The following is a 26,502-nucleotide window of genomic DNA, read 5'->3' on the forward strand; positions in this document are numbered from 1 at the left end:
TGCATAAAAGAATTTTTGCAGCATCCGAATTGGGCGTAAGTCGCTCATAAATGAATTGAGTCAAGTGTAGAGGTGAATTATGTCGTTTAACATTGCATTGAGTGGCATTTCTGCCGCGCAGAAAGATTTAAACACTACGGCGAATAACATTGCTAATGCGAACACCATTGGCTTTAAAGAGTCCCGTGCTGAATTTGCGGATGTTTACGCTAATTCTATTTTTTCAAATGCTAAAACTGCTGTCGGTGGTGGTGTTGCTACGAGTCAAGTGGCACAGCAATTCCATCAAGGTAGCTTACAGTTGACGAATAACTCCCTTGATATGGCGATTAAAGGTGGTGGCTTTTTCGTTACTGCCTCTGAACTGGGTACATTAGACCACTCGTTTACCCGTGCTGGAGCATTTAAGGTAGATAAAAATAATTACATGGTTGATTCTGCTGGTAATTATTTGCAAACTTTCCCAGTGGATAAAGATGGGAACTCGACATCAGTGAGTTTAACGACGGCTAAGCCGGTACAAATACCAGACACTGCAGGTAGCCCTGTAAAGACTGAGAATGTTACTTTACAAATGAACTTAAATGCTAAGGAAAGTGCACTCGACCCCGCGGCATTCGATCCTCTAGATGCAAAAACCTACAATAACGTTACATCAATGACAATTTATGACTCACTCGGTGAGCCACATATTATGACCACTTATTTTGTTAAGCCCAAAGATGGTTCGTACAATGGTGAGAACAATTGGGTGGCTTACTATGCTGTTGATGGAAAACAAGTCGATCTAGCCGGTCCTGCTGGTACTTATCAAACAGATACCACTGGCGATGGTACACCTGATGCAACGGGCACAGCTCAAACTGCTGGTGGTTGGAAAGGCTCTGTACTCAAGTTCAATTCAGTTGGTGTCTACACAGGTAGCGATCCTGCTATAGTCAAGACTGAGGCTTTAGGCGTCAGTGGTGCGGGTGTTTTAGGGGCTGGGGCCGATGGTACTCAAGATTTGACTGTGAAGTTTAATGCCCCAACGCAATATGCGGCTCCTTTTGGTGCAACTGAGTTGACGCAAGATGGTACGACTGTAGGCCGCTTAACTAACGTTGAAATCGGCGAAGATGGTTTAGTGACCGCGAGTTATTCTAATGGCTCAACCGTGCCTTTAGCACGGGTTGCTTTAGTTCGTTTTGCTAACGAACAAGGTTTAACGCAAGTGGGTAATACGTCGTGGAAAGCTAGTTTGAACTCAGGTCCAGCGTTAGCGGGTGAGGCAAATAGTGGAACTTTTGGTAGCATCAGTTCATCGGCGTTAGAGCAATCGAACATCGATTTAACTACTGAACTGGTCGATTTAATTTCGGCGCAGCGTAACTTCCAAGCGAACTCCCGTACCCTTGAAGTGAATAACACGCTGCAACAAACCGTATTACAAATCCGCTAATCATTACTTTATTTAACTAAGTGTTGCCGCCAATGGCAACACTTAGCCTTTATCCTGCTGTCAACTCACTTCATTTCCTTATTCTTCAATTTTATCAGTAAATTAAAATTAATTTTTATTGGCACGATGCTTGCTTTGATATCGTCATGTAGAAAATTTGACGGAGCAGTCTGTGGACAAATTCCTTTATGTCGCCATGAGTGGCGCTAAGCAAAATATGAATGAGCTGGCACTCCGTGCGAACAACTTAGCCAATGCTAATACCGATGGTTTTAAATCAGATATGGCGCAGGCCAGATCGATGCAAGCCTTCGGTGAAGGGTTGCCTTCAAGGGTGTTTGCGATGACAGAATCTCCGTCAGCTAATTTTCGCTCTGGTCCGATAAAAACCACTGGACGGGATCTCGATGTTGCCATTAAAGGCGATGGCTGGTTTGCCGTTCAGGCGAAAGATGGCAGTGAAGCTTATACCCGTTCAGGTAGTCTCAGTTTCGATGCGACGGGCATGTTGTATAACGACAGAGGCAATCCCGTGATGGGGGATGCTGGCCCGATAGTGCTGCCATTACCTATTGATAAAGTGTCAATTTCACAGGATGGCATAGTGTCTGTTCGCCCTCAAGGGGCGACTGCTGAAGTGATAGAAGAAGTGGCGAGATTGAAGTTAGTTAATCCCGGCAATGCGCAGATGATGCGTGGTGAAGATGGATTATTTCGACAAATGTCAGGTGAACCAGCACCAGCTGACCCTTTCGTCGCAGTTGAAAGTGGTGCCGTAGAGGGCAGTAACGTTAACCCTGTTGATGAAATGGTGTCTTTGATTGATCTTCAGCGCCAGTTTGAATTGCAAGTCAAGATGATGAAAACCGCGGAAGAGAATGATCGCGCTTCATCTTCATTAATGCGTATTAGTTAGGAGATAGATTATGCATCCGGCGTTATGGATTAGTAAAACTGGCTTAGACGCACAGCAAACTGATATTTCAGTGATTTCAAACAACGTAGCGAACGCTAGCACTGTGGGCTACAAAAAAAGCCGCGCAGTATTTGAAGATTTACTCTATCAAACAGTTAACCAAGCGGGTGGTGTTAGTGCTTCTAACACTAAGTTACCCAACGGATTAAACATAGGTGCGGGTACGAAAGTCGTCGCCACTCAAAAAATGTTTACTCAGGGTAACATGCTGACGACGGATAACTCGCTGGATCTTATGATTGAAGGTCCTGGATTTTTTGAAATCCAGCTCCCTGATGGAACCACTGCTTATACTCGAAATGGTCAGTTTACCTTAGACGATACGGGTCAGATTGTGACGCCAGGTTCTGGCTATTTGCTACAACCCGCGATCACTATTCCTGATAATGCGACCAGTATTACCGTTTCCGCGGAGGGCGAAGTTTCAGTAAAAACCCCAGGTACCGCTGAGAACCAAGTCGTGGGTCAGTTGACTATGACGGATTTTATTAATCCATCGGGTCTAGATCCTATGGGACAAAACTTATATACGGAAACTGGTGCGAGCGGCACGCCAATTCAAGGTACCGCTTCGTTAGATGGCATGGGTGCTATTCGTCAAGGCGCCTTAGAAACCTCTAATGTGAACGTGACCGAGGAACTGGTGAACCTTATCGAAAGTCAGCGCATTTACGAGATGAACTCAAAAGTGATTTCAGCGGTAGATCAGATGCTGTCTTATGTGACTCAGAATTTATAGAGGCAAACATCATGGCTAGATATCTTGTGTTGGCCGTCGCGTTATTGCTTGCAGCTTGTAGCTCGACGCAAAAGAAACCCCTTGCGGATGATCCCTTTTACGCGCCGGTATACCCAGAGGCACCGCCGACAAAAATTGCCGCAACTGGCTCTATTTATCAAGACAGCCAAGCATCTAGCTTGTATTCGGATATACGCGCCCACAAAGTCGGTGACATTATCACTATCGTATTGAAGGAATCGACTCAAGCTAAGAAGAGTGCAGGCAATCAGATCAAAAAAGGTTCAGACATGAGCTTAGATCCCATCTTTGCAGGTGGTAGTAATGTGTCCATTGGCGGAGTGCCAATTGATTTGCGTTACAAAGATAGCATGAACACTAAGCGTGAATCGGATGCGGATCAGAGCAATAGTCTAGATGGCAGCATCTCGGCAAACGTGATGCAAGTGCTAAACAACGGCAGCTTAGTGATCCGTGGTGAAAAATGGATTTCAATCAATAATGGTGATGAGTTTATTCGTGTCACTGGTCTCGTTCGTTCGCAGGACATTAAACCCGATAACACTGTCGATTCAACGCGAATGGCTAATGCCCGTATCCAATACAGTGGCACAGGCACTTTCGCAGATGCTCAAAAAGTGGGCTGGTTAAGCCAGTTCTTTATGAGCGACTGGTGGCCCTTCTAAGGAGTCGTATCATGAAATATAAACTGGTGTTAGCCGTTGCCATGCTAGTGTTTTCTCTACCTAGTCAGGCTGAACGAATTAAAGATATTGCCAATGTGCAAGGTGTGCGTAGTAACCAGTTGATTGGTTATGGCTTAGTGGTCGGTTTACCGGGAACGGGGGAAAAAACCAGTTATACCGAGCAGACCTTTATGACTATGCTCAAAAACTTTGGGATTAATCTTCCTGACAACGTCAAACCGAAAATTAAAAACGTTGCAGTGGTAGCCGTACACGCGGATATGCCTGCCTTTATCAAACCTGGTCAAGATCTTGACGTGACGGTATCTAGCTTAGGCGAAGCCAAAAGCTTACGCGGTGGCACCTTATTACAGACCTTTTTGAAAGGGGTAGACGGTAATGTGTATGCGATCGCCCAAGGTAGTTTAGTGGTGAGTGGTTTTAGTGCCGATGGTTTAGATGGTTCAAAGGTGATTCAAAATACGCCAACTGTAGGTCGTATACCGAATGGCGCAATTGTTGAGCGTAGTGTAGCTACCCCATTTTCAACTGGCGATTATTTGACGTTTAACCTACGTCGTTCGGATTTCTCTACTGCGCAGCGAATGGCCGATGCGATCAATGATCTATTAGGTCCTGATATGGCGCGTCCTTTAGATGCGACGTCTGTTCAGGTAACTGCTCCACGTGATGTATCACAACGGGTCTCCTTTTTAGCAACGCTTGAAAACCTTGATGTTGTTCCCGCAGAGGAATCTGCCAAAGTGATCGTTAATTCACGTACTGGAACCATAGTGGTTGGGCAAAACGTACGCTTACTCCCTGCGGCGATTACCCATGGCGGCATGACTGTCACGATTGCGGAGGCGACACAGGTTTCGCAGCCTAACGCGTTGGCAAATGGTCAAACAACCGTCACGAGTAATAGTACGATCACAGCGACAGAAAGTGACCGCCGTATGTTTATGTTTAATCCAGGCACTACGCTGGATGAGCTGGTTAGAGCGGTTAACTTAGTCGGCGCAGCCCCTTCAGATGTGTTAGCAATACTTGAAGCATTAAAAGTGGCAGGAGCTTTGCATGGTGAACTTATCATCATCTAATTTCTGTCGGGAAAATCATGGAAAAGCTTTCAAGTTCATCACATTTTCTTGACCTGGGCGGGCTAGATTCACTCCGCGCCCAGGCTCAGAAAGATGAGAAGGGCGCCTTGAAAAAGGTCGCCCAACAATTTGAAGGTATTTTCGTGCAAATGCTGATGAAAAGTATGCGCGATGCCAATGCGGTTTTTCAGTCTGATAGTCCACTCAATAGCCAATACACTCAGTTTTACGAGCAGATGCGCGATCAGCAGTTATCGGTCGATTTATCTGACAAAGGTGTATTGGGCCTTGCCGATATGATGGTGCAGCAACTCTCTCCCGAAACAAGTCATTTCACGCCTGCATCGGTATTGCGTGACGATGGTGGCATGAAAATGCTCCACGACGATAAAGCGCTTAATGTGCCTATGCAGAGTTCAGCCGCTCCTGTGGTTGAACCCACAGTTGTAAATCATGGTGTGCCGGCTGCTATCGCTCGGCCTGTATTTGAACCGGATAGAGCTGAAGATGCAAATTCATCAATGGACATTGATGCGCCTAATCGTTCACTGGCTATCGATACGCCTAAGCCGAGCTGGAGTGAACAATCACTTTCAGTGGTAGAACCTGTGATTAGCGGCCAAGTTTTGCCGACGGCAGCATTTAGGGAAACCCAAAAGATTGTCAGGTTTGGTAGTCGAGAAGAATTTTTAGCGACCTTATATCCACATGCTGAAAAAGCCGCAAAAACATTAGGTACTCAACCAGAAGTATTGTTGGCGCAATCGGCACTGGAAACTGGCTGGGGACAAAAAATCGTCCGCGGCAATAACGGTGCGCCGAGTCATAACCTATTCAACATTAAAGCTGATCGTCGTTGGTTAGGTGATAAGGCTAACGTCAGTACCTTAGAATTTGAGCACGGTGTTGCTGTTCAGCAAAAAGCTGACTTCCGAGTTTATAGTGATTTCGAGCATAGCTTTAACGATTTTGTGTCCTTCATTGCCGAAGGTGAACGTTATCAAGATGCGAAAAAAGTGGCCGCTTCCCCTACTCAATTCATCCGAGCTTTGCAGGATGCGGGTTATGCCACTGATCCTCGATACGCTGAAAAAGTGATTAAAGTGATGCAGTCGATCAGTGAAGAACTGAAATCAATTCTGCCAGGAGAAGACAAATGATGAATCTTACAACCCTGTTTGTTCATAGGAGTGTCAACTAATGGCCGTTGATCTACTGAATATAGCGCGAACTGGGGTGCTTGCCTCCCAGTCGCAACTGGGTGTTACCAGTAATAATATAGCTAACGCCAATACCGCTGGTTACCACAGACAAGTAGCAACGCAGTCGACTCTTGAATCGCAGCGTTTTGGTAGTAGCTTTTATGGCACTGGAACTTACGTTAATGACGTTAAGCGTATCTACAATGACTATGCTGCAAGAGAGTTACGCATTGGTCAAACAACGTTAAGCGCCGCCGAAGCCAGCTACGGTAAATTGAGTGAGCTAGATCAGCTGTTTTCACAGGTAGGTAAAGTTGTGCCACAAAGCTTGAATGACCTGTTTTCGGGGCTGAATAGTGTGGCTGATTTGCCTGCAGATTTGGGTATTCGGAGTTCGACCATAACAAACGCACAGCAAGTTGCCAGCAGTCTTAATCAGATGCAGTCGTATTTGAATGGCCAGCTTAATCAGACCAATGACCAGATCACAGGTATGACTAAGCGTATCAATGAGATCAGTACAGAACTGGCAAATTTAAACCTAGAGTTAATGAAGTCGCCGAATCAGGATGCGCAGTTGCTTGATAAGCAAGATGCACTGGTTCAAGAGTTAAGCCAGTATGCTCAAGTGAACGTTATTCCATTAGAAAATGGTGCTAAGAGCGTAATGCTCGGTGGTTCAGTGATGTTGGTCTCTGGCGAAATTGCTATGACGATGGGAGTCCAAGCGGGTGATCCATTTCCGAATGAGCTTCAATTGACTTCAAGTATTGGTTCGCAAAGTGTCACTGTTGATCCGAGTAAACTTGGCGGTCAGTTAGGGGCCATTTTTGATTATCGTGATCAAACGTTAATTCCCGCGGGTCATGAGCTCGATCAATTAGCCTTGGGCGTGGCTGATAACTTCAATAAAATGCAAGCACAAGGTATTGACCTCAATGGACAAGTTGGTGCCAATATCTTCAAAGATATCAACGATCCTATGATGTCTTTGGGCCGTGCAGCAGGTTTTTCTGGTAATACAGGTAATGCAACGTTAGGCGTCACCATAGATGACACCAGTTTATTAACTGGTGGTGCCTACGAACTGTCATTTACCGCGCCTGCAACTTATGAGCTGAGAGATTCGAAAACGGGGGCAATTACGCCACTGACGTTAACTGGCTCGACTTTATCGGGTGGATCTGGATTTTCAATTGATATAAAAGCGGGCGCTATGGCGTCTGGCGATCGTTTTGCCATTCGCCCGACAGCGGGTGCTTCAAATGGCATTGAAGTGGTCATGAAAGACCCTAAAGGCATTGCCGCCGCATCACCAAAGATTACTGCAGATGCCGCTAACTCGGGCAATACCCAAGTGAAGTTGACTCAAATTAGCAATCGTAATGCCGCAAATTTCCCTGTAACGGGCAGTGAGTTGACGATAAAGCTCGATACCACAGTTGTGCCTCCAACCTATGAAGCATTCGACGCCGCGGGAACATCCCTTGGGGCTGCAGCCCCTTATACGCCTCCGAGTATTAGCGCTTTTGGTTTTACCTTTGAAGTTGAAAGCAAAGCGGCTGCAGGCAATGACAGATTTACCTTCGATTTATCCTTCGCAGCGGGGGATAACTCTAATGCTGTCGCTATGGCTAAGTTGAGCGAAAGTAAGGTGATGAATGGGGGAAAGTCGACCCTAGCTGATGTGTTCGAGAACACTAAGCTCGAGGTAGGCAGTAAAACGAAAGCGGCTGAAGTGCGTGTTGGTTCGGCAGAGGCGGTGTATCAACAAGCTTATGCGCGAGTAGAGAGTGAGTCGGGCGTGAACTTAGATGAAGAAGCAGCAAATTTAATGCGTTTTCAGCAAGCCTATCAAGCCTCTGCGCGGATCATGACGACTGCACAGCAGATTTTTGACACCTTATTATCCTCAGTGCGTTAGGAGATTTAACTATGCGATTATCATCCGCGCAGATTTTTAATCAAAGCATTACCAGTGTGCTGCAAAAGCAAACGGCGACCAGCAAAATTCTTGACCAATTGAGCAGTGGTAAGAAAGTCAATACTGCTGGTGATGATCCTGTGGCGTCACAGGGTATTGATAATCTGAATCAGAAAAATGCACTCGTCGATCAGTTTATGAAAAATATTGACTATGCGAAAAATCGTCTTGCTGTGGCAGAAAGCAAACTCGGTAGTGCTGAAGATTTAACTGGCTCTATGCGTGAGCAAGTTATGCGAGCGATAAACGGCACACTCTCAGGAACTGAGCGGCAAATGATTGCCGAAGAGATGAAAGGCAGCTTAGAAGAATTGCTCTCTATTGCGAATAGTAAGGATGAATCTGGCAATTATATGTTCTCTGGTTTCAGTACCGATAAAGAACCTTTTGCTTTTGATAACTCGACACCGCCTAAAATAGTGTATAGCGGCGATTCTGGCGTCAAAAATAGTTTAGTACAAACGGGTGTTGCCATGGGGACAAACATCCCTGGCGATAGCGCGTTTATGAAAGCACCCAATGGACTTGGTGATTATAGCGTCAATTATTTGGCCAGCCAGCAGGGGGAGTTTAGCGTTAAAACAGCAAAAATTGCTGATGCTGCAACTTATGTTGCTGATACATATACATTTAACTTCACTGATAATGGTGCCGGCGGTACTAACTTGCAAGTGCTCGATTCTGCAAGTAATCCTGTCGCAAACGTAGCTAACTTCGATGCCACTAATCCCGTTAGTTTTAATGGTATAGAAGTTAAAATTGATGGAAAACCCAGCGCTGGCGATAGTTTCACCATGGAGCCGCAGGCCGAAGTCAGTATTTTCGATACGATCAGCAGTGCGATTGCATTAATTGAAGACCCTAATTCTGCCAACACTCCCCAAGGGCGAGCTCAGTTGGCACAGATATTGAATAACATCGGTAGTGGCGTCAATCAAATTAGTTCTGCCAGAAGTGTGGCGGGGAATAATCTGAAAGTTGTCGAAAGTTACAAAGAGACTCATACCGAGGAGAAAGTGGTGAACTCATCAGCGCTATCACTCTTGGAAGATCTCGATTATGCATCAGCGATTACGGAATTTGAAAAGCAACAGCTTGCATTGAACGCAGTCTCTAGCGTGTTTAGTAAGGTGGGTTCTGTTTCCCTGTTCGACTTTATTTAACAGAAAGCAAGTACCTATCCATCTGTAAGATAAATTGTTAAAAATTTAGCCAAGCTCCAAGCCTTGGCGGTATAACTAGGAAGAGGAACTCAACATGGCTATTACAGTAAATACCAACGTGACTTCAATGAAGGCACAAAAGAATTTAAATACTTCCAGTAGCGGTTTAGCGACCTCAATGGAACGTTTATCCAGTGGTCTACGCATTAACAGTGCAAAAGACGATGCCGCTGGTCTAGCCATTTCTAACCGCTTGAATAGTCAAGTGCGCGGTCTAGAAGTGGGCATGCGAAATGCTAATGATGCGATTTCAATTGCTCAAATCGCCGAAGGTGCGATGCAAGAGCAAACCAATATGTTGCAGCGTATGCGTGATTTGACCGTTCAAGCGGAAAACGGTGCGAATAGCACTGATGACTTAGCAGCATTACAAAAAGAGATGGATCAATTAGCAGAGGAAATTACTGCTATAGGTGATAGTACGGCGTTTGGTAACACCAAATTAATGACTGGTGGCTTTTCTGCGGGTAAAACCTTCCAAGTAGGGCACCAAGAAGCTGAGGATGTCACTATTTCGGTAGGGACAACCAATGCTGCAAGTTTATCTGTCAATTCATTATCCGTAGCGACTTCAGCTGGTCGTTCAACTGCACTTGCGAATATTGATGCTGCCATTAAAACAATTGACAATCAACGAGCCAATTTAGGTGCGAAGCAAAACCGTTTGGCCTATAACATTAGTAACAGTGCTAATACTCAAGCCAACGTTGCTGATGCTAAGAGTCGTATCGTGGATGTCGATTTTGCGAAGGAAACTTCAGTTATGACTAAGAACCAAGTGTTACAACAAACGGGTTCTGCAATGCTTGCACAGGCAAACCAGTTACCTCAAGTTGCATTATCTCTTCTGGGTTAATGTTACTTTACTTGCTTGATGTTATATGAAGTGCTTTTGCCTACTTGTTCTAGAATCATCTAGAAACGTAGGCAAAGTTTTATAAGAACTGATATTTATGTTTATGATAATTAGAGTTATTTTTTAAAATCAGGATATTTTAAAAAATAACTCTAAAGTTAAAAAAGATGCTGCCGTTAAATATACTGTAACCACTAAGACCCGCCTGGCTTAAGTAGACAGGCAAGTTCACAAGCCAGGTATAAAGAGGAAACGATCATGGCCATTACAGTAAACACAAACGTCACTTCATTAAAAGCTCAAAAGAATTTAAATACTTCCGCAGGCGGTTTGGCCACATCTATGGAACGTTTATCCAGTGGTCTGCGTATTAACAGTGCCAAAGATGACGCTGCTGGTTTAGCGATATCTAACCGACTAAACAGCCAAGTGCGTGGCCTTGATGTTGGTATGCGCAATGCTAACGATGCCATTTCAATCGCCCAGATTTCTGAAGGTGCGATGCAAGAACAGACTAACATGCTTCAACGTATGCGTGATTTGACAGTACAAGCAGAGAACGGTTCTAACAGTACTGACGATTTGACAGCATTGCAAAGCGAAATTGATGAACTGGCATTAGAAATTACAGCAATCGGTGATACAACCGCATTTGGTAGCACAAAATTACTGAATGGTGATTTCTCCGCAGGTAAGACCTTCCAAGTCGGACACCAAGAAGGCGAAGACATTACGATTTCAGTAAAAGCAACGAATGCTGGTGCGTTATCTGTTAATAGTTTGTCTGTTGCAAGTTCAGCTGGCCGTTCAACTGCACTCGCTGCGATTGATGCTGCCATTAAAACGATTGATAGTCAGCGTGCTAACTTAGGTGCTAAACAAAACCGCCTAGCATACAACATCAGTAACAGTGCTAATACTCAAGCAAACGTTGCTGATGCGAAGAGCCGAATTGTGGATGTGGATTTTGCGAAAGAAACATCACAAATGACCAAGAACCAAGTGTTGCAACAAACGGGTTCTGCAATGCTGGCCCAAGCCAACCAGTTACCTCAAGTGGCCTTGTCACTGCTGTAGTTTAAAGCAGAATAGTGAGAAAGTGATAAGGGAGGTTCGGTGACGGATCTCCCTTTGCCACTTTAAAGGTTAATGTAGTTTTATAGGGTAATTTTAATGTAACCATTTAAAGTTATTACTAAATTTGCTGAGGTATGGCTATGGATATCAATATAGCAAGTTCACCTTCTATGCTTCACAGTAAGGTTGATTTAGCTCAAACGCCGCTAAAAGCATCTGCTCCAGATGCTGAATTAAAGCGAAATACGGCTATTGAACAAGCTGCGGAACAAGATGTGACGAAAAATGAACAGAATCCAAGTAAGCTAGCTCAAGTTGCCACAGAGTTGTCTGATATGATGTCTATGATGCGTAAAGGTTTAGCATTTAAGGTTGATGAGAACTCTGGACAAGCTGTTGTGACTGTACTTGACCGAGATACTGGTGATGTCATTAGACAAATGCCGAGTGAAGAAGCATTAGCCTTGGCAGAAAAACTATCAGAAGTCACAGGGCTTTTGATGAAAACAGAAGCATAAATATTTGTAAGTACGTTTGATTGAGAGGTCTATATGGCATTAACAGCGACAGGCATGGGATCTGGCCTTAAAATTAGTGAAATTGTGCAAGTTTTAGTTGATGCCGAAAAAACACCGAAAGAAGCGATGTTTAATAAAACAGAAGACAGCATCAAAGCAAAAGTTTCTGCCATGGGAACCTTAAAAAGTGCGTTGTCTACGTTTCAAGATGCCTTAAAAAAACTTCAAACTGGTGATGCCCTCAATTTGCGTAAGGTTTCTGTTAGTAATCAAACTTATTTGTCAGCAACAACAGACAAAACGGCACAAGCGGGTAGCTATGGTATTAAAGTTGAGCAACTTGCGGTAAATCATAAAATTGCTGGAAAAAATGTTGCAGATCCTGCATTACCTGTAGGTGAAGGGAGCCTTGATTTTGGTATCAATGGTAAGAATTTCTCCATTGATGTTTCGGCTACCGATTCACTTGCTGCGATTGCTAAAAAAGTTAATGAATCCCCAGATAATGCGGGCGTAACTGCAACTGTTATTACCAGTGATGCAGGCAGTCGATTGGTTTTTAGTTCAGATAAGTCAGGTGAAGACAATCAAATTAGTATTACAGCTAATGACACGACTGGAACTGGACTAAATGATATGTTCGGTGCTGGTAATATCTCCACGCTTCAAGATGCTAAAAATGCAGTTGTTTATATCGATAATCAGAAAGTTACCTCGCAAACTAATGAAGTTAAAAATGCTATTGCAGGGGTGACGTTAAACTTAACTGATGCTGATGTTTCTAAGACGACTACGTTAAAAATTGAACAAGATGATGATGCAGTAAAGACAAATGTGAAAGCTTTTGTCGATGCCTACAATAGTTTAGCGACTGCAGTTGATAAAATGTCGTCTTATGATAAAGAGAAAAAAACAGCAGCTGCATTACAGGGCGACTCTATGATCCGTTCTATAGAATCGCAACTCCGAAGTATATCGAGTGAAAGAGTGCCAACTGATAGTGGCAGTTCGATAGCATTATATGATATTGGTATAAAAACAGATAGATATGGTAAGTTGTCTGTCGATGACACTAAACTTAATAAAGTCATCTCTGAAGATATGGCCAGTGTTGAGGCATTATTCTCGACACCAGATAAAGGGCTTGCTAATCGCTTTAATGATCTTGCTGATAGTTATGTCAAGTCTCGAGGATTAATTGCCTCACGTCAAACCGGATATACTAATCAACAAAGCCAGCTTACTGATAGAAGAGAAGCTTTCACGCTTAAGATGGATCAACTAACAGCCCGTTTAACAAAGCAATTTAATGCAATGGATCTAGTCGTTGGAAAACTAAATCAGCAGAGCAGTGGTCTTGTTGATCGTTTGAATTCGCTTCCTGGAGCTGTTAAAAAACGATAGTGAAATTATAAATGAGTAAGGGGAGTATAAGTGAAACAACTCGATGAGCTTAATGTCCTTTTGAGTGAAATTTTAAATAAACTGACTCAGCTTCCTGCTGAAGAGCCTCAATCTGACGAGTTGGTGTCGAACTTGCAAGTACTGGTTGGAGAGCGTCAAATTTTACTTAATGTATTAGTGGCTGATGCTAATATGACAGATGTTGATTATCTTCAACATCAGCTTGAACTTACTCAAGAGTACACAGGTAAAGCAAGTGTTGTTATGGCAGATAGACAAGCATTATTACATGCAGGTAATAAGAATAAGCGCCAGATTAGTGTTTATGAGACTATAGATTTAAACAGGTAGGTGTTTATGAGAGGATCACTGCAATCGTATCGTAAGGTGTCTTTAGAGAGTGAAATCACTGTTGCGTCACCACATCGTATTATTCAGCTTATGTTTGCGGGGGCACTGCAACGTTTAGCACAAAGTCGTCTAGCGATTGAACAAAATGACTTGTCTAATAAAGGTATGTACATTGGCAAAGCTATTGGAATTATTACTGGTTTAAACAATAGCCTAGATATGGATGCTGGTGGCCAGATAGCTAGAAATTTGAGTGATTTATATGATTTTATGTTGCGTAGAATTTCTGAAGCTAACCTAAATAATGATGTGAAAGCGATTGATGATGTATGTGATATTTTACGTACTATCAAAGAAGGTTGGGATGCAATTCCTGCAGATAAACATAATATTTCTGCGCATTCTGAAGCGGGTTAATATCTTATTTCGTGATTAAAAATAGACGCACTGGTTGCGTCTTTTTTTTGGCTAAAAGTCAAAGTATTGACGTTTTAGACTAGAATCATGATGTAAATGAACTAAAATCAATTCAGTTTGGCATAAACCTCATCTGAGGCTTGCTTCTCGTCTGCTGATAATACAATATTCATCACAAGTAGTGATGGTGGCACAGATTGTTACATTGAATTTGTTAAGCTTTTACAGCAACTAATCATAAATAATTAATGCGAATTAATACATATTAGAGCTTTACGGCCTACTGAATGATGCAAACAGATCAACGAATTTTACTTATCGGCCCTCCATCAGAGCGATTAAATCGCCTGTGTTGCATTTTGGATTTTTTAGGTGAGCAATTTGTACAAATTGACACCGAAAAATTAAGTGCTAGCCTCCAAGATACCCGTTTTCGAGCTTTAGTTATCCTAACTGATGTTATGGATGCTGAGGGGCTTAAAAACATCGCAGGTCAACATCCATGGCAACCTATGCTGTTGCTTGGCAATGTTGACGATCTGCAAGTATCTAATATTCTTGGACATATAGAAGAACCTTTAACGTATCCTCAGCTCACTGAATTATTACACTTTTGCCAAGTATTCGGTCAAGTTAAACGGCCTCAAGTCCCTACTAGTGCGAATCAAACAAAGTTATTCCGAAGCTTAGTGGGACGCAGTGATGGTATTGCGAATGTGAGGCACTTGATAAATCAAGTAGCAACATCTGAGGCAACCGTGCTTGTTCTGGGTCAATCAGGTACAGGTAAAGAAGTGGTCGCCCGTAATATCCATTATTTGTCTGAGCGCCGTGACGGTCCATTTATCCCTGTTAACTGTGGTGCTATACCGCCTGAGTTATTAGAGAGTGAGCTATTTGGTCATGAAAAGGGGTCATTTACGGGGGCAATCTGTTCTCGTAAAGGCCGTTTTGAATTAGCTGAAGGTGGTACACTATTTCTCGATGAAATAGGAGACATGCCACTACAAATGCAAGTTAAATTACTCCGTGTGCTGCAAGAGCGGGTATTTGAGCGCGTTGGTGGTACTAAGACTATTAATGCTGATGTACGCGTAGTTGCTGCGACACATAGAGATTTAGAAACCATGATCAGCGTTAATGAGTTCCGTGAGGATCTTTATTATCGCTTAAACGTATTCCCGATTGAAATGCCTGCGTTGTGTGATCGCAAGGACGATGTGCCTTTGCTATTACAAGAGTTAGTTAGCCGAGTCTATAACGAAGGACGTGGTAAGGTGCGTTTTACGCAGCGTGCGATAGAGTCGCTGAAAGAACATGCTTGGTCGGGCAACGTGCGCGAGCTGTCTAATTTAGTCGAACGCCTCACCATTTTATATCCGGGTGGATTGGTCGATGTTAACGATTTACCTGTCAAATATCGCCATATCGATGTGCCCGAATATTGTGTAGAGATGAGTGAAGAGCAACAGGAACGTGATGCTTTAGCTTCTATCTTTAGCGATGAAGAGCCGGTTGAAATCCCTGAAACGCGTTTCCCTAGTGAGCTGCCGCCTGAAGGTGTGAACCTTAAGGATTTGTTAGCAGAACTAGAAATAGACATGATACGTCAGGCGCTAGAGCTACAAGATAATGTCGTAGCTCGCGCTGCTGAAATGCTTGGAATACGCCGTACAACGCTTGTAGAAAAAATGCGTAAGTACGGAATGACAAAAGATTAGTTTTCTATTTTATTGTTATATAAGTTGTTTTAACATCTAAAGTTCAATTTCCAATTTGGCATAGATACTGCAGTCACCCCGTCATAAGCAATTTTTTGACGGAGTGACTATGTCAGCCAACCCACTAGCGCAAATTGAGTCATTCAAGCACACTAGCAAACAATGGAACCAATTGCGTGAGGCCGCGAATATGTCCAATCGAATGGAGCATATTTTACAGGCTATGCCATCCGGCGTGGTGATTATCAATGGCGACGGTATAGTCACGGATGCCAATCCGGTAGCAGTTGAATTACTTGAGCGCTCCTTATGTGGCGTTCGCTGGATTGATGTGATCCACAGTGCCTTTGCGCCGCAGGACGATGATGGCCACGAAGTGTCACTGCGTAATGGCCGCCGCGTTAAATTAGCGATTACGCCATTGACGCCAGAGCCTGGTCAATTAATTGTGCTAACTGATCTGACTGAAACTCGGTTATTACAGAAAAATATCTCCCATTTACAACGTTTATCTGCACTGGGCAAGATGGTAGCAACTTTGGCTCATCAGGTGCGCACGCCTTTATCAGCCGCTTTGTTATATGCTTCAAATCTTGCTAGTCCTAAGTTATCCGATGCCGCTAAAGCGAAATTCCAGCAAAAACTTGTTGATAGACTCAATGAACTCGAGCGGCAGGTTAACGACATGCTATTGATGGCGAAAGGCCGTCAGGATGAACTTGGAGATCTAATCTCATTGGCTGAGGTTATCGACAATGTTTTGGCAAATTGTGAGCCGATAGCGGCAAAGCAAGGCTGTGACTTGTCATTTTATGATGCATCAAGCAGCTCGATGTTAGCTAATTCTAATGCGTTAAGCTCGGCGATCAATAATTTAGTCATAAACAGCATAGAAGCCGGAGCCACTGAAATTCGTATTCAAGCGAAGGAAGAGGGCGAACGGTTGTTATTGGATGTAATCGATAATGGCAAAGGCTTAGACGCCACTATGCAGCAGAAGGTATTTGAACCTTTCTTTACGACTAAGTCGCAGGGAACTGGGCTTGGGTTAGCCGTTGTGCAATCTGTGGTGCGCAATCATGGAGGACAACTGCAACTCAGTTGTTTACCGAATAAAGGCTGTACTGTGTCTTTAGTATTCCCACGGGCTAAATCCGCGGTGATATTACCTTTGGAGATTACCCATGTCTGAAGCAAAGTTATTGCTCGTTGAGGATGATGCTTCATTACGTGAAGCCTTGTTGGATACTTTAATGCTGGCTCAGTATGAGTGTGTTGATGTTGCCTCCGGTGAAGACGCTATTTTAGCCTTGAAACAACATCAGTTTGATTTAGTTATTAGCGATGTGCAGATGCAAGGTATTGGTGGTTTAGGTTTATTGAACTACCTGCAGCAGCATCATCCTAAGTTGCCAGTGCTGTTGATGACGGCCTACGCGACTATTGGTAGCGCGGTGAACGCTATAAAATTAGGCGCTGTTGATTATTTAGCCAAACCTTTTGCACCAGAAGTGTTACTCAATCAAGTCTCACGCTATTTGCCATTAAAACAAAATGTGGATCAGCCCGTCGTCGCTGATGAAAAAAGTTTAGCCTTATTAGCACTTGCTCAACGGGTTGCCGCCTCCGATGCCTCTGTCATGATCTTAGGTCCTAGCGGTTCGGGTAAAGAGGTTTTGGCCCGTTATATTCATCAACACAGTAGCCGTGCTAATCAAGCCTTTGTGGCCATTAACTGTGCCGCGATTCCCGAGAACATGCTCGAAGCTACCCTTTTTGGTTATGAAAAGGGTGCATTTACGGGGGCTTATCAAGCGTGTCCGGGGAAATTTGAGCAGGCTCAAGGTGGCACTTTGCTGCTCGATGAAATCTCTGAGATGGATTTAGGCTTACAAGCTAAGTTGTTGCGGGTTTTGCAAGAGCGTGAAGTTGAGCGTTTAGGTGGCCGTAAAACTATTAAATTGGATGTGCGCGTGCTTGCTACATCCAATCGTGATTTAAAGGCAGTGGTCGCCGCAGGGGGATTTAGGGAAGATCTCTACTATCGAATTAACGTATTTCCTTTAGCTTGGCCTGCGTTAAGTCAACGTCCTGCAGATATTTTACCTCTTGCGCGTCATTTACTGGCTAAACATGCTAAGGCATTGAATGTTGCCGATGTGCCTGAGTTGGATGAGAATGCGCGTCGACGTTTATTGAGTCATCGCTGGCCTGGGAACGTACGTGAACTCGACAATGTGATCCAGCGTGCTTTGATATTAAGAGCTGGTCAATTGATCACTGCCAATGACATTATTATCGATGCGCAGGATGTGATTTTAAGCGGTGAAGATCTAGCCCCATTTTCTTCTGAGCCAGACGGTTTAGGTGAAGAGCTTAAAGCTCAAGAACATGTGATTATTTTAGAGACCCTTAATCAATGCCAAGGAAGTCGTAAGTTAGTCGCCGAAAAGCTAGGAATTAGCGCACGAACCCTAAGATACAAGATGGCAAGGATGCGTGATATGGGGATCCAACTGCCAAATTAGTCTATAAATTCAAGTTATCATCACGCAGCCTCCACATTGAGTGTGAGGCTGTATTTATTAAAACACACAACCGCAAAAGTGGCTCATTTCATCCAAAATCCTTAGATATTGATATCTTCTTATCCCGTCAATTTATTATCAATCACGACCATCTGAAAACTTGGCCGTTATTTTGCATTGTCCCGTTATCGGTATTTTGATCGTCAAGAACTCGACGACTGGGAGCTCAGCATGCAAATAGGCGCAAATTCATTCCTGCAGGAAATGCAGAAACTCCAAGGCGAAATAACGCCGTCGTTTGGCGTTCAGCCAAATATCATGCAGCAAGTGAATAACACCAGTGGTGCAGACTTCGGTCAGTTGCTATCGCAAGCCGTCGGCAATGTCAGCGGCTTACAGTCCGCCTCGTCAAACCTCGCGACACGTTTAGAGATGGGTGATACTACCGTTTCTTTATCGGACACTGTGATTGCCCGTGAGAAAGCAAGTGTCGCTTTCGAGGCGACAGTGCAAGTGCGTAATAAGCTTGTCGAAGCCTACAAAGAAATAATGAGCATGCCTGTCTAGGCCAGTGAATAACCCAATTAGCAGGTACGAATCGTGAGTACAGAAATGATTGTCGGATCCAATTCCGGTTTAGCTGACCAAGGTGTCCAGCAAGAACATAAGTCAGGAATGATGGGAAATCTTGGCGGTGTCGATATGATGCGCCAGGTGACTATGATTTTAGCCTTAGCGATTTGTTTAGCCTTGGCGGTATTTGTCATGCTGTGGGCACAGGAGCCAGAGTATCGTCCATTGGGTAAAATGGAAACTCAGGAAATGGTTCAGGTGCTAGATGTACTTGATAAAAATAAAGTTAAGTATCAAATTGACGTGGACGTTATTAAAGTTCCTGAAGATAAATATCAAGAAGTCAAAATGATGTTGAGCCGTGCAGGTATCGACAGTCCTGCAGCCAACCAAGATTTTTTGAATAAAGACAGTGGTTTTGGTGTCAGCCAACGTATGGAACAAGCTCGTCTTAAGCATAGCCAAGAAGAAAACCTCGCCCGTGCGATAGAGCAACTACAAAGTGTCAGTCGTGCCAAAGTCATTCTTGCGTTACCTAAAGAAAACGTCTTCGCCCGCAATGCCTCTAAACCGAGTGCAACTGTGGTGATCAATACCCGTCGCGGTGGATTAGGCCAAGGTGAAGTTGATGCTATCGTCGATATTGTTGCTTCTGCAGTACAAGGTTTAGAACCATCAAGGGTGACGGTAACTGACTCTAACGGCCGTTTATTGAACTCTGGCAGCCAAGATGGCGCGTCTGCGACGGCTCGCCGTGAACTTGAATTAGTACAGCAAAAAGAAGCTGAATATCGCACTAAGATTGAATCGATTCTGGTGCCAATTTTAGGTCCTGATAATTTTACCTCTCAAGTCGACGTCAGTATGGATTTTACTGCTGTTGAGCAAACATCAAAGCGTTTTAACCCTGATTTACCGGCACTGCGCAGTGAAATGACCGTTGAAAATAACACCACTGGCGGCTCTTCTGGTGGGATCCCTGGCGCGTTATCCAATCAACCGCCAATGGAGTCTAATATTCCAGAAGATGCAACAAAAGCGGCAGAGTCAGCAACGGCAGCAGCAGGTAATTCGCACCGCGAAGCGACCCGTAACTTTGAATTAGATACCACCATTAGCCATACCCGCCAGCAAGTTGGTGCAGTGCGCCGCATTAGTGTGTCAGTCGCGGTGGACTTTAAACCTGGTGCCGCTGGAGAAAATGGTCAAGTAGCCCGTGTTGCCCGTACAGAACAAGAACTGACCAATATCCGTCGTTTGCTTGAAGGCGCGGTTGGTTTTAGCTCACAACGGGGGGATGTGCTGGAAGTGGTAACCGTTCCCTTTATGGATCAATTGGTTGAAGATTTACCCGCACCAGAGCTTTGGGAGCAACCTTGGTTTTGGCGTGCGATTAAGCTTGGGATTGGTGCGCTAGTGATTTTGGTGCTGATTTTAGCTGTGGTACGTCCTATGCTGAAACGCTTAATCTATCCTGACAGTGTGAATATGCCTGAGGATGGCAGATTAGGTAATGAATTAGCCGAAATTGAGGACCAATATGCGGCTGATACGCTAGGGATGCTTAATACTCAAGAGGCGGAATACAGTTATGCTGACGATGGCTCAATTCATATCCCTAATCTTCACAAAGATGATGATATGATTAAAGCTATCCGTGCGCTCGTGGCGAATGAGCCTGAGCTCTCTACTCAAGTCGTGAAAAACTGGTTACAAGACAATGGCTGAGAATAAAACGAAAGAAGTGGCTACTGCGGCCGCACCTGCCTTTAATATCAAAGATATTAGTGGCGTTGAAAAGACCGCTATCTTACTCCTCAGTTTGAGTGAGGCTGATGCTGCATCCATTTTAAAACACTTAGAGCCGAAGCAAGTGCAAAAAGTGGGTATGGCCATGGCGGCAATGGATGAGTTTGGTCAGGAAAAAGTTATCGGAGTACATAAGCTGTTTCTTGATGATATTCAAAAGTATTCTTCAATTGGTTTCAACAGTGAAGAGTTCGTCCGTAAAGCCTTAACCGCTGCGCTGGGTGAAGATAAAGCGGGTAATCTGATTGAACAGATTATCATGGGCAGTGGTGCTAAAGGTTTGGACTCGTTGAAGTGGATGGATGCGCGCCAAGTGGCGACCATTATTCAAAACGAACATCCACAGATCCAAACCATTGTGCTGTCTTATTTAGAACCCGATCAAGCGGCGGAAATTTTTGGTCAATTCCCTGAGAATACCCGCTTAGACTTGATGATGCGTATTGCAAATCTTGAAGAAGTGCAGCCTGCTGCACTGCAAGAGTTGAACGACATCATGGAGAAACAGTTTGCCGGTCAAGGTGGCGCCCAGGCCGCGAAAATGGGTGGCTTAAAAGCGGCCGCCAACATAATGAACTACTTAGACACGGGTATCGAAAGCCAGTTGATGGAAACCATGCGCGAGTCTGATGAAGAAATGGCGCAGCAAATCCAAGATTTGATGTTTGTATTTGAAAACTTAATCGATGTCGATGACCGCGGTATTCAAGCCCTGTTGCGTGAAGTGCAGCAAGATGTACTGATGAAGGCGCTCAAAGGCACAGATGATCAGCTGAAAGAAAAAATATTGGGTAACATGTCAAAACGTGCCGCTGAATTGTTGCGTGATGATCTTGAAGCCATGGGCCCAATCCGCATCAGTGAAGTGGAAGTCGCCCAAAAAGAAATCCTGTCTATTGCTCGTCGCTTAAGTGACAGCGGCGAAATCATGTTAGGCGGCGGTGGTGGCGATGAGTTCCTCTAATCCGAGCGACAATAAATTGTTGAATAAGGTCTTGAGCGAAGGAGATGTCGAATTTAGTCACTGGGCACTGCCAGATGTGACTGAAGCCGATGATGATTCTATCTCAAATCTGTTTGGCCATTCAAATCATCAAGCCGCTAAGTCGACTACAGTGGAAAGTGTTTCTCCACCGACGATGGCTGAGATTGAAGACATTCGCGCCCAAGCCGAAGAAGAAGGCTTTAGCGAAGGTAAGCAGCAAGGGTATGAGCAAGGGCTAGAAAAAGGGCGTTTAGAAGGGTTAGAGCAGGGCCATACTGAAGGGCTCGCCCAAGGGCATGAGCAAGGATTAGAAACCGGTTTAGCCCAAGCAAAAATATTGCTCTCGCGTTTTGAAACCTTATTAGCCCAATTTGAAAAACCATTGCAATTGCTCGATGGCGATATTGAACTTTCGCTACTGAACCTGAGTATGACATTAGCGAAATCTGTCATTGGCCACGAATTAAAAACTCATCCAGAACAAGTGCTTTCGGCATTGCGCTTAGGTATAGAATCACTGCCGATAAAAGAACAAACGGTCACAATCCGCTTGCATCCTGACGATGTTATTTTAGTCGAACAACTTTATTCCACCGCCCAACTGACCCGCAGTAAGTGGGAACTTGAAGTTGACCCTTCCTTAAGCCCTGGTGACTGTATTCTCAGTAGTCATCGTTCTTTAGTCGATTTGACCCTCGCATCGCGCATCGATGCTGTGTTTGAGTCCTTACGGAACCAACATGCTCACTTAAGTGATAAGCAGCGTCAACTGCAAGAGGCGATAGAGGTTGAAGATACCGCAAAACATGTTGCGGCTTCTGAGGCTGTGGGATCAGAGCTTGATGATCAGGTTGTCGATACGGTTTCTCAACATGCTGAGGATATACAATCTGCCTCAAACACAGGTGAGCAATTAGAGGCAAAATCAGATGCAAAATCGCCAACATCAACTGCTGAATAGGCTTAATCATCATCAGGGTAAGGTGCCGCCATTTCGCGCAGTGGCCAGTGGTCAACTGGTGCGTGTTGTCGGCTTAACCTTAGAAGCAAGCGGTTGCCGTGCGCCTGTGGGCAGTTTATGTTCGATCGAAACCATGGCGGGCGAGTTAATCGCCGAGGTGGTCGGGTTTGATGGCGAACTCCTTTATTTAATGCCTATCGAAGAATTACGTGGTGTATTGCCCGGTGCGCGGGTTGTTCCTTTGGGGGAACAAACTGGACTTAATGTTGGTTTATCCTTGCTAGGACGCGTACTCGATGGTAACGGCGTGCCTTTAGATGGTTTAGGCGCGTTGCAAACCGACCAACAAGCGCCAAGACATAGCGCTGTCATTAATCCCTTATCCCGCCGTGCTATTACTGAACCGCTGGACGTTGGCGTTCGCGCTATCAACGCTATGCTGACCGTGGGCAAAGGCCAACGTATGGGCTTGTTTGCGGGCTCAGGTGTCGGTAAGAGTGTGCTCTTAGGTATGATGACTCGCGGTACTACCGCCGACATTATTGTGGTTGGGCTAGTGGGTGAGCGTGGCCGAGAAGTGAAAGAGTTTATTGAGGAAATTCTTGGTGAGAAAGGTCGAGCGCGTTCGGTCGTTGTTGCTGCGCCTGCGGATACATCGCCTCTGATGCGCCTTCGCGCCTGTGAAACCTCGACTCGTATTGCCGAATACTTCCGCGATTTAGGCTATAACGTTTTATTGCTTATGGACAGTTTAACGCGCTACGCCCAAGCGCAGCGGGAAATTGCTTTGGCTGTGGGTGAACCGCCTGCGACTAAAGGTTATCCGCCTTCTGTGTTTGCAAAATTGCCACGTTTAGTTGAGCGCGCCGGAAACGGTGGCCCTGGGCAAGGTTCAATTACGGCATTTTATACTGTGTTGACGGAAGGAGACGATCAACAGGATCCCATTGCCGATGCTTCGCGGGCGATCCTTGATGGTCACATTGTCTTGTCACGTTCGCTTGCGGATTCGGGGCACTATCCTGCAATTGATATTGAAGCTTCTATTAGCCGAGTCGCGCCTATGGTGATCTCCAATGAACATTTGGAGGCGATGCGCCGCGTGAAACAAACCTATTCTTTGTATCAGCAAAATCGAGATTTGATTTCTATTGGGGCCTATGCCCAAGGAAGCGATCCTCGCATTGATAATGCGATACGACTGCAGCCAGCAATGAATGCTTTTTTGCGACAAACCATGCGTGATGCATTTAGCTTTGCCGATAGCCAAGTCATGCTTGGGCAACTTGCTGCACAGTGCAAATAATGGCGTCATCGAATTAATCGAGGTCTAGTATGGCTAACGCCGATCCCTTGTTGTTAGTGTTAAAGCTTGCCAATGATGCCGAAGAACAAGCGGCGTTATTGTTAAAATCTGCGCAATTAGAGTGTCAAAAACGGTTGAATCAACTCAGTGCTCTGAATAACTATCGCTTAGAATACATGAAGCAAATGCAATCCCAGCAAGGTCAAGCCATCAGTGCTAGCCACTATCACCAGTTTCACCGTTTTATTCGTCAGATCGATGACGCTATTATCCAGCAAAATCGTGTCGTAGCCGACGGTGAAAAGCAAAAAGAATATCGACAACAATATTGGTTGGAAAAGCAAAAAAAACGTAAGGCAGTAGAATTACTCTTAGCCAGTAAAGAGAAGAAGCGTCAAGTGGTTGAACAAAAAAGGGAGCAAAAAATGACCGATGAATTTGCTTCCCAGCAATTTTATCGCCGTCATCAACGTTAGTGAAATGATAGGCATCTTTACTGCTCGCGAGCCGGATAGGCTCTTTAGTTTTTTTGTATTGATGGCATAAGCATCAATTCGGCCCCTCTCAGTGTTAATTCTTTTCGATATGCTGTCGTAAAATCTGATGTTTTGGCATCTTATTTGCTTTGATTTAGTCCATGACCCTGCAACCGCAGTGTTTAATTGACGTTTCTACCTAGCCATTTCTTTTTTTGCTGGGTGATGTTTGGGAGCACTTATGCAACAAATGACCAATATCCTGTTAAGTAAAACAGGCAACTCTGCGGCCAATTCCGCTAAGACATCTTCCCAAGAGTCTAATAATGAAGACTTTTCATCTACACTTGCGTCAGTCACCGCTAGCTCATTTTCTATTTCTGCGTCTAAAAAAACCATTGCTAACACTGATGATACTGTGCAGGTTACCTCTGCTGATAAAGTAAAAGATGACGATATATCAACTGATGACGCCGACGTAAATCTCATTTTTGCCCAAATTAGCATGGCAAATGATATGAAGAAAACGGCATCTGATGGAGATAGTTTGCCGCTAGCATTTTTAAATGCTGAAGAAGATATAACTGGTGAAGAAAATATTGATACTTCATCAGCGTTATTAACCGGCTCAGCATTGGCATCTACTGTTTCTGATAATTCAACATTGGCATCTACTATTTCTGCTGATTTAGCATTGGCCTCTACTGTTTCTGCCGATTCAGCATTGGCCTCTACTATTTCTGCTGATTCAGCATTGGCACCTACTGTTTCTGATAATTCAACATTGGCACCTACTATTTCTGCTGATTCAGCATTGGCACCTACTGTTTCTGATAATTCAACATTGGCACCTACTATTTCTGCTGATTTAGCATTGGCATCTACTGTTTCTACTGTTTCTACTGTTTCTACTGTTTCTACTGTTTCTACTGTTTCTACTGTTTTTGCTGAGATTGAACTGGCATCAGATATAGATGAAGCTGGTTTTTCTGCTGAATTACAAAAGTTAGTTTCTACTAGCCCAGATATGGCAGCAATTTCATTCGCAGATGACGTGAAACCATCTTCTTTGACTGATAAGTCACTCGTACATATTCTTCCCATAGACCCAAATATACTTGAAGCGTCAGCGGATAGTGATGCTGTGATTGATCCAAATTTGACCGATGACGCTTCAGAATTACCTTTAGAAGACACTGAGCTTGTCTCTGCCACTGAAGTCGGGGTGAGTATAGATGAGTCTTTAGTTGAGAATGAGGTCACACTTAATGCTGTGATTAATCAAGCGGGCTTAGCGAACAGTGCAACGATAAAGTCGGCAACCAACACTGCGGCAAAAGCAACGACTAGCAGCTCGACAGTGAATAGTCCCAATACGGGTAATATCGCTACCTCGGGAAATACTTTCGACCTGAATACCTTAGGCTCTTCAATTTCATCTGAACCATTAGGTACAACATCTGTAACAGAAAGTGATCTTGATGGGAGTCCCAATTCCGATTTGGCTGCTAACCTATTACTGAAAGATGCTAAATTAACGGTTGCGATGGATATTCCCAGAGACGAAAGTTTTATGGATGATAGTAATACTTTCTCAGAACTTAAGTCGACATCATCCATACAGACACTCTCGATGTCACAATTAAATCGCCAAGAAACCATGCAAGTTCAGCTGTCATTGCGTCAAGGAGTAGAACAGCAAAACCAAATGCAGGAGATGATCCAACGATTTTCACCTGTGATGAAGCAGCAATTGATTACTATGGTGAGTCAAGGCATCCAACATGCGGAAATCCGGCTCGATCCACCTGAACTTGGGCATATGTTGGTAAAGATCCAAGTGCATGGCGACCAAACCCAAGTACAGTTTCATGTTACTCAGCCGCAAACGCGCGATCTGGTTGAACAAGCTATGCCAAGATTACGTGAGTTATTGCAAGAGCAAGGGATGCAGTTGGCTGACAGCCATGTTTCTCAAGGCGATCAAGGTGAGCGTCGGGAAGGTAGTTTCGGTGATGGCGGCAGTTCAAATGCGGCTGATATGGATGAAATCTCGGCAGAAGAGTTACATTTAGGTTTAAATCAAGCGATTAGTGTAACTTCAGGTATAGATTATTACGCTTAAGCAGGTAACCTATAGCAATGACTGACATAATTACGTTTCAA

At 44.3% G+C, this 26,502-nt stretch carries 24 protein-coding genes and 1 pseudogene; 24 read left to right on the forward strand and 1 reads right to left on the reverse strand.

Going from position 1 to position 26,502, the window contains the following annotated elements:
- The first annotated feature begins 79 nt into the window (after positions 1-79).
- From flgE to fliJ, 23 genes are all read left to right on the forward strand, one after another.
- Positions 80-1,441 carry a flagellar hook protein FlgE gene (gene flgE, locus RA178_RS07240; RefSeq protein WP_105251929.1) on the forward strand — a complete coding sequence of 454 codons (1,362 nt, stop codon included), beginning with the start codon at positions 80-82 and terminating at the stop codon, positions 1,439-1,441.
- 172 nt (positions 1,442-1,613) lie between these two features.
- Entirely contained in the window at positions 1,614-2,357 is a 744-nt protein-coding gene (flgF, locus tag RA178_RS07245) for a flagellar basal-body rod protein FlgF (RefSeq protein ID WP_105251930.1), read from the forward strand.
- Between the two features lie 10 nt (positions 2,358-2,367).
- A complete protein-coding gene (flgG, locus tag RA178_RS07250) occupies positions 2,368-3,156 on the forward strand; it encodes a flagellar basal-body rod protein FlgG (RefSeq protein ID WP_028761205.1) in 789 nt (262 codons plus the stop codon).
- A gap of 11 nt (positions 3,157-3,167) precedes the next feature.
- On the forward strand, positions 3,168-3,842 hold the full coding sequence (gene flgH, locus RA178_RS07255) for a flagellar basal body L-ring protein FlgH (protein WP_028761204.1): 675 nt from the start codon (positions 3,168-3,170) through the stop codon (positions 3,840-3,842).
- Positions 3,843-3,853: 11 nt separating this feature from the next.
- A complete protein-coding gene (locus RA178_RS07260) occupies positions 3,854-4,945 on the forward strand; it encodes a flagellar basal body P-ring protein FlgI (RefSeq protein WP_028761203.1) in 1,092 nt (363 codons plus the stop codon).
- Positions 4,946-4,962: 17 nt separating this feature from the next.
- On the forward strand, positions 4,963-6,105 hold the full coding sequence (flgJ, locus tag RA178_RS07265; RefSeq protein ID WP_028761202.1) for a flagellar assembly peptidoglycan hydrolase FlgJ: 1,143 nt from the start codon (positions 4,963-4,965) through the stop codon (positions 6,103-6,105).
- Between the two features lie 40 nt (positions 6,106-6,145).
- A complete protein-coding gene (gene flgK, locus RA178_RS07270) occupies positions 6,146-8,071 on the forward strand; it encodes a flagellar hook-associated protein FlgK (RefSeq protein WP_306685028.1) in 1,926 nt (641 codons plus the stop codon).
- Between the two features lie 11 nt (positions 8,072-8,082).
- On the forward strand, positions 8,083-9,294 hold the full coding sequence (gene flgL / locus RA178_RS07275; protein ID WP_306685029.1) for a flagellar hook-associated protein FlgL: 1,212 nt from the start codon (positions 8,083-8,085) through the stop codon (positions 9,292-9,294).
- Positions 9,295-9,388: 94 nt separating this feature from the next.
- Positions 9,389-10,210: a flagellin N-terminal helical domain-containing protein gene (locus tag RA178_RS07280; protein ID WP_306685030.1), complete on the forward strand. Its 822-nt coding sequence runs from the start codon at positions 9,389-9,391 to the stop codon at positions 10,208-10,210.
- Positions 10,211-10,468: 258 nt separating this feature from the next.
- Positions 10,469-11,287 carry a flagellin N-terminal helical domain-containing protein gene (locus tag RA178_RS07285; protein ID WP_028761198.1) on the forward strand — a complete coding sequence of 273 codons (819 nt, stop codon included), beginning with the start codon at positions 10,469-10,471 and terminating at the stop codon, positions 11,285-11,287.
- 140 nt (positions 11,288-11,427) lie between these two features.
- Positions 11,428-11,805, forward strand: coding sequence for a flagellar protein FlaG (locus RA178_RS07290; RefSeq protein ID WP_131523081.1), 378 nt, complete (start codon positions 11,428-11,430; stop codon positions 11,803-11,805).
- 33 nt (positions 11,806-11,838) lie between these two features.
- On the forward strand, positions 11,839-13,209 hold the full coding sequence (gene fliD, locus RA178_RS07295; RefSeq protein ID WP_131523082.1) for a flagellar filament capping protein FliD: 1,371 nt from the start codon (positions 11,839-11,841) through the stop codon (positions 13,207-13,209).
- 30 nt (positions 13,210-13,239) lie between these two features.
- Complete coding sequence (locus RA178_RS07300; RefSeq protein WP_306685031.1) at positions 13,240-13,560, forward strand: flagella biosynthesis chaperone for FliD, FliT; 321 nt, start codon at positions 13,240-13,242, stop codon at positions 13,558-13,560.
- A 6-nt stretch (positions 13,561-13,566) separates the two neighbouring features.
- Complete coding sequence (fliS, locus tag RA178_RS07305; protein WP_212600932.1) at positions 13,567-13,977, forward strand: flagellar export chaperone FliS; 411 nt, start codon at positions 13,567-13,569, stop codon at positions 13,975-13,977.
- Between the two features lie 287 nt (positions 13,978-14,264).
- Complete coding sequence (locus tag RA178_RS07310; RefSeq protein ID WP_306685032.1) at positions 14,265-15,698, forward strand: sigma-54 dependent transcriptional regulator; 1,434 nt, start codon at positions 14,265-14,267, stop codon at positions 15,696-15,698.
- Between the two features lie 109 nt (positions 15,699-15,807).
- Entirely contained in the window at positions 15,808-16,890 is a 1,083-nt protein-coding gene (locus RA178_RS07315; protein WP_263191070.1) for a sensor histidine kinase, read from the forward strand.
- Positions 16,883-18,226, forward strand: coding sequence for a sigma-54-dependent transcriptional regulator (locus tag RA178_RS07320; RefSeq protein WP_306685033.1), 1,344 nt, complete (start codon positions 16,883-16,885; stop codon positions 18,224-18,226). Before RA178_RS07315 ends, RA178_RS07320 begins: the two co-directional genes overlap by 8 nt.
- 231 nt (positions 18,227-18,457) lie before the next feature.
- On the forward strand, positions 18,458-18,793 hold the full coding sequence (fliE, locus tag RA178_RS07325) for a flagellar hook-basal body complex protein FliE (RefSeq protein WP_028761191.1): 336 nt from the start codon (positions 18,458-18,460) through the stop codon (positions 18,791-18,793).
- 45 nt (positions 18,794-18,838) lie between these two features.
- Positions 18,839-20,527, forward strand: coding sequence for a flagellar basal-body MS-ring/collar protein FliF (fliF, locus tag RA178_RS07330; RefSeq protein WP_028761190.1), 1,689 nt, complete (start codon positions 18,839-18,841; stop codon positions 20,525-20,527).
- Positions 20,520-21,572, forward strand: coding sequence for a flagellar motor switch protein FliG (fliG, locus tag RA178_RS07335; protein WP_131523088.1), 1,053 nt, complete (start codon positions 20,520-20,522; stop codon positions 21,570-21,572). The genes fliF and fliG overlap by 8 nt, the downstream gene beginning before the upstream one ends.
- Positions 21,559-22,554 (forward strand): flagellar assembly protein FliH, encoded by a 996-nt coding sequence (gene fliH / locus RA178_RS07340; RefSeq protein ID WP_198572625.1) that lies wholly within the window; start codon positions 21,559-21,561, stop codon positions 22,552-22,554. Before fliG ends, fliH begins: the two co-directional genes overlap by 14 nt.
- Positions 22,523-23,860 (forward strand): flagellar protein export ATPase FliI, encoded by a 1,338-nt coding sequence (gene fliI / locus RA178_RS07345; protein WP_306685034.1) that lies wholly within the window; start codon positions 22,523-22,525, stop codon positions 23,858-23,860. The genes fliH and fliI overlap by 32 nt, the downstream gene beginning before the upstream one ends.
- 29 nt (positions 23,861-23,889) lie before the next feature.
- Positions 23,890-24,336 carry a flagellar export protein FliJ gene (gene fliJ, locus RA178_RS07350; protein WP_306685035.1) on the forward strand — a complete coding sequence of 149 codons (447 nt, stop codon included), beginning with the start codon at positions 23,890-23,892 and terminating at the stop codon, positions 24,334-24,336.
- 195 nt (positions 24,337-24,531) lie between these two features.
- Here fliJ and RA178_RS07355 read toward each other — a convergent pair whose 3' ends face one another.
- Positions 24,532-25,440 (reverse strand): hypothetical protein, encoded by a 909-nt coding sequence (locus tag RA178_RS07355; protein WP_306685036.1) that lies wholly within the window; start codon positions 25,438-25,440, stop codon positions 24,532-24,534.
- Between the two features lie 535 nt (positions 25,441-25,975).
- Here RA178_RS07355 and RA178_RS22145 point away from each other — a divergent pair.
- Positions 25,976-26,461: pseudogene (locus RA178_RS22145) on the forward strand (flagellar hook-length control protein FliK); the annotation flags it as partial.
- Between the last annotated feature and the right edge of the window lie 41 nt (positions 26,462-26,502).

It is taken from the genome of Shewanella oncorhynchi, from assembly GCF_030848765.1.
Classification (GTDB): domain Bacteria; phylum Pseudomonadota; class Gammaproteobacteria; order Enterobacterales; family Shewanellaceae; genus Shewanella; species Shewanella oncorhynchi.